Raw genomic sequence first — 7963 nt, forward strand, 5'->3', positions numbered from 1 at the left:
CTCGGCGACCGAGGCCGCGCCGCCCCGGGCCGCCGCGACCCGCCCGGCCGACTCCCGCTGCTCGGCGTCGAGTTGCTGCAGCCGGTCGGTCAGCACGGCCGCCCGCTCCTTGGCCTCGCGCAGCTCGTCCAGGCGGCGCGCGCGGTCCTGCGACAGCCGGCCGATCTCCTGCTCGACCCGGCCCAGCGCCTCCGCCGCGCCCAGCGCCTCCCGGTGCTCGTGCTCCAACTCGGCGAGCGCCCGGGCGAGGACGTCGGCACCGTCCGGCCCGGCGGCGCCGGCGGCCGAGGCCTCCCGCACCCGCAGCGCGGTGAGCGCCTGGTCGGCCTGCCGCCAGACCCGCTCGGCCACATCCAGCGCGCGTGCTGCCCGCTCCTCGTCCTCGGCGCTCACCCGGCCGCCCGGCGCGGCCTGTGCGGGCGCCGGATGCTCGGGCGACCCGCACACCCGGCAGGCCTCGCCCGAGCGCAACCGCTCGGCCAACTCGGCCGCCATGCCCGCCAGTCGGCGGTCCCGGAGGTCGAGGCCGTGCTCGCGGGCGTCCAGCGCGGCGGTGCGCAGGCCCGCCACCCGCGGCTCGGCCGCCGCGATCTCCGCCCGCAGGCCGTCCCGCTCCCGCGCGGCCGCCAGCCGGGCCGCCGACTCGGCGCGACGCCCGTCCAACTGCTCGACCCGGGCCCCGGCCGCCCTGGCCCCGGCCTGCCGCTCCTCCAGCCGGCTCAGCTCGCCCTCGAACTCGGCCAGCCAGTCCTCGGCCTCCTCCGCCAGCTCCTCGGCGCCGCGCAGGTCCGACCCCAACGAACGCTGCTCGGCGGCGAGTTCGGCGCAGCGCCGCTCCTCCGCCCGGGCCGCCTCCAGCCGCACCACCTCGGCCCGCAGCCACCGTTCGGCCCCGGCCAGCTCCTCGGCGCCGGCCTCGGCACCGACGGGGGCGCCCCCGGGGGCCGCCCCGGGCCCAGCGAGTGCTCCGAGCGCCCCGAGTGATCCGAGTGCTCCGAGCGCACCGGCCAGCGCCTCGCGCCGCTGCCGCTCCGCCGTCCGGGCCCGCCGGTGCGCCTCGGCCGCGCCCTCGCGCAGCCGCAGCGCCGACTCGACGCCGACCGCCTGCTGCGCCGCCGCCAGCCGCCGCCCGTCCCGCTCCGCCGCCGGCTCGAACTCCGCCAGCCGCTCGGCCCGGGCCAGCGCCTCCCGGTGACGGCGCTGCCGCCCGGCCACCTCCTCGGCCGCCTCCCGGGCCTGTTGGGCCGCGCGGTGCGCCGCCTGCGCGCCGTCCAGTGCCGCCTCCGCGACGGCCGCCTGCTCGGCCGCGCCGCTGCGCAGGATCGCCGCCCAGCCCAGCACCCCGGCGGCCAGGTCCGGCCCGTCGTCCTCGGCCGGCACCCAGCCCTCGGCCGGCTCGGCACCCGGCCCGGCCGCCTGCTCCGCCTTGCTGACCAGGTCGCGCAGCCGCCGCCGGCCCGCCTGCACGGCGGCCTCCTGGGCGCGCCGCCGCTCGGCCAGCCAGGACTCCACCAGCCCGTACCGCTCGGTGTCGAACAGCCGCCGCAGCAGCTTGCCGCGCTCCTCCGAGTCCGCCTTCAGGAACCGCGCGAAGTCGCCCTGCGGCAGCAGCACCACCTGGCAGAACTGGTCCCGGCTCATCCCGATCAGCCGGTGGATCTCCTCCCCGGCCTCCTGGTGCGACTTGCTCAGCGGCCGCCAGCCGGGCACGCCCGCGCCCGCGTCGGCCGCCCACTCGCGCAGCAGGGTCTGCGCCCGCTCGACGGTGGTGCCGCTGCCGACCTTCTTCGGCCGCCGCTGCTCCGGCAGCCGGGTGATCTCCAGCCGCCGACCGCCCAGCGTCAACTCCAGCCGCACCTGCGTCAGTTGCTTCGGGTCGGCGTGGTCGCTGCGCAGCCGGCTCGCCCGGCGGGCGTTCGGCGTCTCGCCGTACAGGGCGAAGCAGACCGCGTCCAACACGCTGCTCTTGCCCGCGCCCGTCGCGCCGCGCAGCAGGAACAGCCCGCCGGCGGCGAGCGCGTCGAAGTCCACCGTCTCGGTGCCCGCGAACGGGCCGAAGGCGGTGACGGTCAGCCGGTGCAGCCTCATCGCGGCAGGTCCGCCTTCCGCTCGGCGGACTCCCGCACGCTCTCGAAGCCCTCCCGCAGCCAGCCCAGCTCCTCCGCGCCCGGCTCCGCGCCCGGGCGGACGTGCCGCAGGAAGCCCTCGGCGATCTCCAGGTCCGCCCGGCCGCCGACCCGCGCCGCGTACGAGCGGACGGGCTCCGTCTCGGTCTCCGCCGGATCGAACAACAACTGCAGGGTGTGCGGGAACCGGCGGCGCAGACGCTCCATCGGCTCGCTCGGCCGGACGGCGTCGGTGAGCGTCACCTGCACCCAGCAGTCCTCGGCCTGCGCGTACTTCTCCTCCGTGAGCAGCGCGTCCAGCGTGTCCCGCAGCGGGGCCAGGCGGCGCGGGACCGGGCAGTCCACCCGCTCCGCCGCCACCGAGCCGTCCGCCGCGAGGTCCACCAGCCACATCGACTTGCGCTGCTGCGCCTCGGAGAACGAGTACGCGAGCGGCGAGCCGCTGTAGCGCAGGTGCGGGGCCAGCGTCTGGCTGCCGTGCAGGTGCCCGAGCGCGGCGTAGTGCACGCCGTCGAACACGGAGGCCGGCACCGCGGCCACTCCGCCCACCGCGATGTCCCGCTCGCTGTCGCTCGCCGCCCCGCCCGTGACGAAGGCGTGCGCCAGCACCACCGCCCGCGTCCCCTCCGGCCGCGCCGCCAGGTCGGCCCGCACCTGGTCCATCGCCGCACCCAGCACCGCCGCGTGCCCGCCCTTCGCCAGCCCGAAGCGCTCGCGCACCAGCGTCGGCTCCAGGTACGGCAGCCCGTAGACCGCCACCGGCCCGTGCTCGTCCTCCAGCAGCACCGGCACCGCGCACTCGCCCGGATCCGTCCGCAGGTGCACGCCCGCCCGCCCGATCAGCCCGGCACCCACCCCCAGCCGGCGCGCCGAGTCGTGGTTGCCGCTGATGAACACCGTGGGCACCCCGAGCCGCGCCAGCCGGTGCAGCACGTCGTCGAACAGCTCCACCGCCTCCAGGCCCGGCAGCGCCCGGTCGTACACGTCCCCGGCGACCAGCACGGCGTCCACGCGCATGCTGCGGACCACGCCCACCAGGTGGTCCAGGAAGGCGCGCTGGGCGTCGTGCAGGCTCTCCCGGTGGAACGAGCGGCCGAGATGCCAGTCGGAGGTGTGCAGCAGTCGCATGGTCCCCGACCATAACGCCCACCACTGACAACCCCGCCCGAACCGCCCGCACCACCGGGCGGGGCCGGGCGCGGCGCTCGGAGGCGCGCCGCACGGGGCGCTGCGGTTGCGTGCGGAGCGTCCGTGGCGGATCGCACGCCTCGGGGGCAGGGGGGCCGGGTGCACGGCTCCCGACCAGTGCGCCCGGCACGGTCAGGCCCCGCCCGCCTGCAGCCTCGGGGAGGGCGGGCTCCGGGGGTTGCGGGTGTGCTGCCGGGGCGCTGCGGTTGCGTGCGGAGTGTCCCTTGTGGACCGGTCCTCGGTCCGGCGTGCTCGGATTGCCGGGCTCCGGGCTCCGGGCAGGCGCCGGGGCCGGGGCGGGGTGCCAGGGCCGATCCGCGGATTCGCCGGGTTGCCCGGTTGTGGTGCACGCTCCGCACGTCGCGCCTCTGCGTGAGCTGCGAGGCTCGGGCGGATGTGCCGCCCGGCGTGCCGCGGCGCCGCTCGGCCGCGCTTCGGAGCCCGCTTCGGCGCCCATGCCAAGCGTCGCTCTCGCCTGCGCGAACCGTCCGGGACGGTGGCACGGCGGCCGGGCGCAGGGCGCGCGTCGCTCTCGCCCGCGCGAACCGTCCGGGACGCCGGCCTCGGTGTCCCGGACGGCGCACGGGGCTTTCGTGCCGCCCGCGAGGAGCGGCGATCCGCTCGGCTGTGATGTCCGATCCCGCCACGGCCACCCACCGGGTGCCCCGCTCGGTCCCGCCCGTCCCCGGTGTGCCGGGTGGCGCGCCGTGCTTCCGGACGCCGGACCCGGGCCGTTCGTCGGAGCGCTCCGTGCGGCGCTGCGCGGCATCCCGACGCGTCCTCCTCGCGCGCGACGGCCGGGCGCCTCCGGCCTCCGGCACCGCGCCCCGCTCGCCCGCCCGCGGCCCGCTGCACCGCGCCTGTTCGATTACTCGAGGTGGATTGTCAGTGGCTCTGTGTATGTTCCTCGACGTCGGCGGCTCTGTGGGGCGGGGCGGCCGGAGATGTCAGTGCTGTTCGAGTGAGCTGGGAGGAACCATGACCGTACGGGAGCTGTGGGGCGAGGTCTCCGGGGCGCTGGGCGCCGCGGTGGTGCGGGGCGGGAGGCCGCGGGCGGGCCGGTGGGTGCTGCTCGCCGGGCGCGGGGCCGGGGCGGGGGTCGGCGGGCCGCGGCCGGGCGGGGCCGGAGGCGTGCCGGCGGGCGGTGCGCCGCCGGGTGGGTGTGCGGGCGGCTCCGGTGCGCGGGGGCGGCGCGACGGGCGGGCGCGGGGTGCTCCGCCGCCGCAGCCGGTGGCGGTCGCGCTGGCGGTCGAGGCCGCGGACTTCGCCGGGCTGGCGAGGTACGGGCTGTTCGGCGCGCTGCGGCACCAGGAGTACCTGCGCCGGTCGGAGGAGCAGCTGCGCGCCCTGCACGGGCAGGGCGTGGAGGTGCACCTGAGGGTCTTCGAGGCGGGGGACTTCGAGGACTACTGCGACGCGCTCGGCCTCGATCCCCGGACGCCGGCCGCCCGGGTCGCGTACGCGGGCGATCCGGAGCTGGCCGGGGAGCCGTTCGTCTACACGGGGGAGCGGCTGGCCGACCTGGCGCCGGTGCTGCTGGACGACCACCGGGCGAGGGTGCGGATGTCGGTGGCCTGCGCGGCCCTGCTGGACGCGGTCGGAGACGACCCGGCCGGGCAGCGCCGGCTCACGTCGGTGATGCGGTACGTGACCTCGGCGTACCTGGCGCTGGCCGAGGGCGCGGGGGAGGGCTGCCACCTGCTGACCCTCCGGTGCCACGGGCCGGAGGACGGCGAGGAGCTGACGTCGGCGGCGGACGTCTGCGTCGAGGCGGGCAGCCTGCGCCCCGCCGGGCGGGACACCGAGGCGTTCTGCGTCACGCTGGCGGCGGGCGTGGCCGCGGGCGGAGCGGGCGCGGTGCTGCTGCACGGCGACCCGGAGACCGGGCCGGTGGTGCGCGGCTGGGCGCTGGCCGGCGGGCGGCTGCGGCCGATGACGGTGCACGAGGTGTTCGACGAGCTCGCGGACGACGCCGAGCGCGGGCTGCCGTTCCCGCCCGGGGTGATGCCGCGGCCGGGGTTCCCGCTGCCGGACGTGCCGCCCGCAGGGCCCTCGTCGTCCGGGCCCTCGTCGTCCGGGCCGCCGCCGTCCGCACCACCGCCCTCGGGGCGGCCGTCGTCCGGGCCCTCGCGGCCGGGATTCCCCGGACCGCGGAAGGGGGGTGGGCCGCTGGGCTGATCCACCGTGCCCGAGGTGCGCGGGCCCGCCGCGTCCGCCGCGTCCGCCATGCGGCGCTGGGGACTGTTCATCGACCGCCTGTTCGGGGAAGATTCGGAGAAGATCAACAGCAGGAGCGCGCGGTGCCCCACGCCGCCGCTCCGGCCGCTCCGCTCCGTGCCGTGCCCCGCAGGTCGACCCCTCGCGCCGCCGGTGCGGCGAGCCCGACACCGAGAGGGGGACGCATGAACGAGCGGAGCCGTCTCCTCCCCGTGGCGCCCGCGTGGGTGGGTGCCCCCGCCGGGCGGTGGGAGGCTCCCGGTCGGGCGGCCGCGGGAGGAGCGGGCGCATGAGCCGGATCGAGTACAGCGCGGAGGTCGCCGAACTGCTCGGCAGGGTGCGCCGGCGTCCTACGGCGGGCTGGCCGTGGAGGCCGGGCGAGCAGGTGCCGGACGGGCTGCCGGTGAAGCAGTCCTGGGGGTGGCTGTTCGCGCCGGACGGGCGGGTGCTGACCCTGGTCAACCCCAGGGACGGGATCTGCTCGCTGCCGGGCGGCTCACTGGAGCCGGAGGACGACGGCGACCCGGGCGCCGCGCTGGTCCGGGAGGCGGGCGAGGAGGCGCAGGCCGCGATCGGCCGGCCGTACTACCTCGGCTACCTCTACGACCGGGTCGGCTCGGCGAACGGCGGGCACGAGTGCGCGCGGGTCCGGATGACGGCCGCCCTGCGGGCGGTCGGGCCGAGCGTGGCCGATCCGGCCTCGGGCCGGCACTACCGGCGGCTGCTGGTCGCACCCGGGCTGGCGGTCGAGCTGTTGGGCTGGGGCGAGGCCGGGCTGCGCCAGGCGCGGGCGGCGGTGGCCGCGGCCGTCCAGCGGCTCGGCGTGCCCGCGGCCGCGAACGAGGCGATCGAGGAACTGCCGGTGGAGGGCTGCGAGGTCTTCCCCGGCGTCGAGCACCCGTAGGCCGGGCGACGCCCACCGGTCGCCGCGCCACCGGTCGCCGCGCCGCGCCGCCGGACGCCGCACCACCGGTCGCCGCGCCGCGCCGCCGGACGCCACACCGCCGATCGCTGCGCCACACCACCGATCGCCGCGCCGGGCCGCCTGTCCGTTCGCTGACCGGAGGCTGGCCATGTGTTGGCCTTCGGCTGACCTTGTGCTGACATCTCCACAGAAACCTTTCTACGCGCGATGACCGATGCGCGTCGGCGTACACCCGCGTTGAGCTGCCGGGATGTGCGCCCCGTGGTCGCGGGTTCACCTCTCTGTTGTCAGACGGTCCGTCAATATCCTTGGCATGACCGCTTCCCGAGCCACCCACCTCCTGCTATCACTTCTGTGACCCGTGTCACGCCAAGGAGGTGTCATGCTCCGCCCAGCTCGCGTTCTGCCCGTCGCCGCCATAGCGGCCTCCCTCGCCATGACGACGTTCTTCGCCGCATCGTCGGCGAGTGCGGCCGGTGCCAACTATGTGGCGCTCGGGGACTCGTACTCGGCCGGTGTCGGCGCCGGCAGCTACCTGAGCGACAGCGGTAGCTGCAAGCGCAGCACCAACGCCTACGCCTACCTCTGGAAGAACGCGCACGCGCCCTCCTCGTTCAGATTCGTCGCCTGCTCGGGCGCGAGAACCGGGGACGTCCTCAACAACCAGATCTCCGCCCTGAGTTCCAGCACCACGCTGGTCAGCATCACCATCGGCGGCAACGACGCGGGCTTCGGCGACACCATGAAGACCTGCGTGCTGAGCAGCGACAGCGACTGCCTCAACGCCGTCAACTCCGGCGAGAACTACGCCCGCAACACCCTCCCCGGCCAGTTGGACCGGGTGTACGACGCGATCCACGCCAAGGCCCCGCGGGCCCATGTCGTCGTGCTCGGCTACCCGCACCTCTACAAGGTCGGCGGCTCCTGCATATTCGGCATCGGTGACACCAAGCGCGCCGCCATCGACAAGGCCGCCGACACGCTGGACGAGGTCATCGCCAAGCGGGCCGCCGACCACGGGTTCGCCTTCGGCGACGTGCGCGGCATCTTCGCCGGGCACGAGATCTGCGGCTCGTCGACGGCCTGGCTGCACAGCACCACGCTGCCGGTCGACGAGAGCTACCACCCGAAGGCCGCGGGCCAGTCCGGCGGTTACCTGCCGGTCTTCAGCCGGTCCTGACGCCCGCCCGGTCCTGATACCGGCTCCGACGCCCGCCCGGTCCCGACGTCCGGCCCCGAACGCCCGCTTCCTGACGTTCGGCCCCGACGCCGCCCGGTCGTCCCGGCCCCGCTGAGCCGATCGGCCCCGCCGAGTCCTCCGGCTCCAGCTCCGGCCCCCCGAATCCTCGGCCCAGGCTCCCGCTCCTGCCCGGGTCGTGCGTGCCGGGCCCCCGCCCGGCACCCGTTCCGCGACTCCCGCCACCCCAGGAGGTGCAATGCTCCGCCCTGTTCGTGCCCTGTCCGTCGCCGCTGTCTCCGCTCTCCTCACGCTGACGACGTTCTTCGC

The 7963-nt window shown here is 76.9% G+C and carries 5 protein-coding genes; 3 read left to right on the top strand and 2 right to left on the bottom strand.

The genetic code is table 11. The features are described from left to right. A partial coding sequence (locus VM95_RS36365; protein ID WP_045705328.1) for an AAA family ATPase occupies nt 1–2088 on the bottom strand: 2088 nt, incomplete at its 3' end. Beyond that, a complete protein-coding gene (locus VM95_RS36370; RefSeq protein ID WP_045705330.1) occupies nt 2085–3254 on the bottom strand; it encodes an exonuclease SbcCD subunit D in 1170 nt (389 codons plus the stop codon). The genes VM95_RS36370 and VM95_RS36365, both read right to left, overlap by 4 nt. A gap of 1038 nt (nt 3255–4292) precedes the next feature. Here VM95_RS36370 and VM95_RS36375 point away from each other — a divergent pair. The 3 genes from VM95_RS36375 (at nt 4293) to VM95_RS36385 (ending at nt 7636) form a co-directional block, all read left to right on the top strand. Beyond that, nucleotides 4293–5492, top strand: a complete 1200-nt coding sequence (locus VM95_RS36375; RefSeq protein ID WP_157882294.1) for a hypothetical protein — start codon at nt 4293–4295, stop codon at nt 5490–5492. A gap of 328 nt (nt 5493–5820) precedes the next feature. Beyond that, complete coding sequence (locus tag VM95_RS36380; protein ID WP_063773617.1) at nt 5821–6435, top strand: NUDIX hydrolase; 615 nt, start codon at nt 5821–5823, stop codon at nt 6433–6435. Between the two features lie 403 nt (nt 6436–6838). Continuing rightward, nucleotides 6839–7636: an SGNH/GDSL hydrolase family protein gene (locus VM95_RS36385; protein ID WP_052707797.1), complete on the top strand. Its 798-nt coding sequence runs from the start codon at nt 6839–6841 to the stop codon at nt 7634–7636. Nucleotides 7637–7963: the final 327 nt, after the last annotated feature.

The organism is Streptomyces rubellomurinus (assembly GCF_000961885.1).
Classification (GTDB): domain Bacteria; phylum Actinomycetota; class Actinomycetes; order Streptomycetales; family Streptomycetaceae; genus Kitasatospora; species Kitasatospora rubellomurina.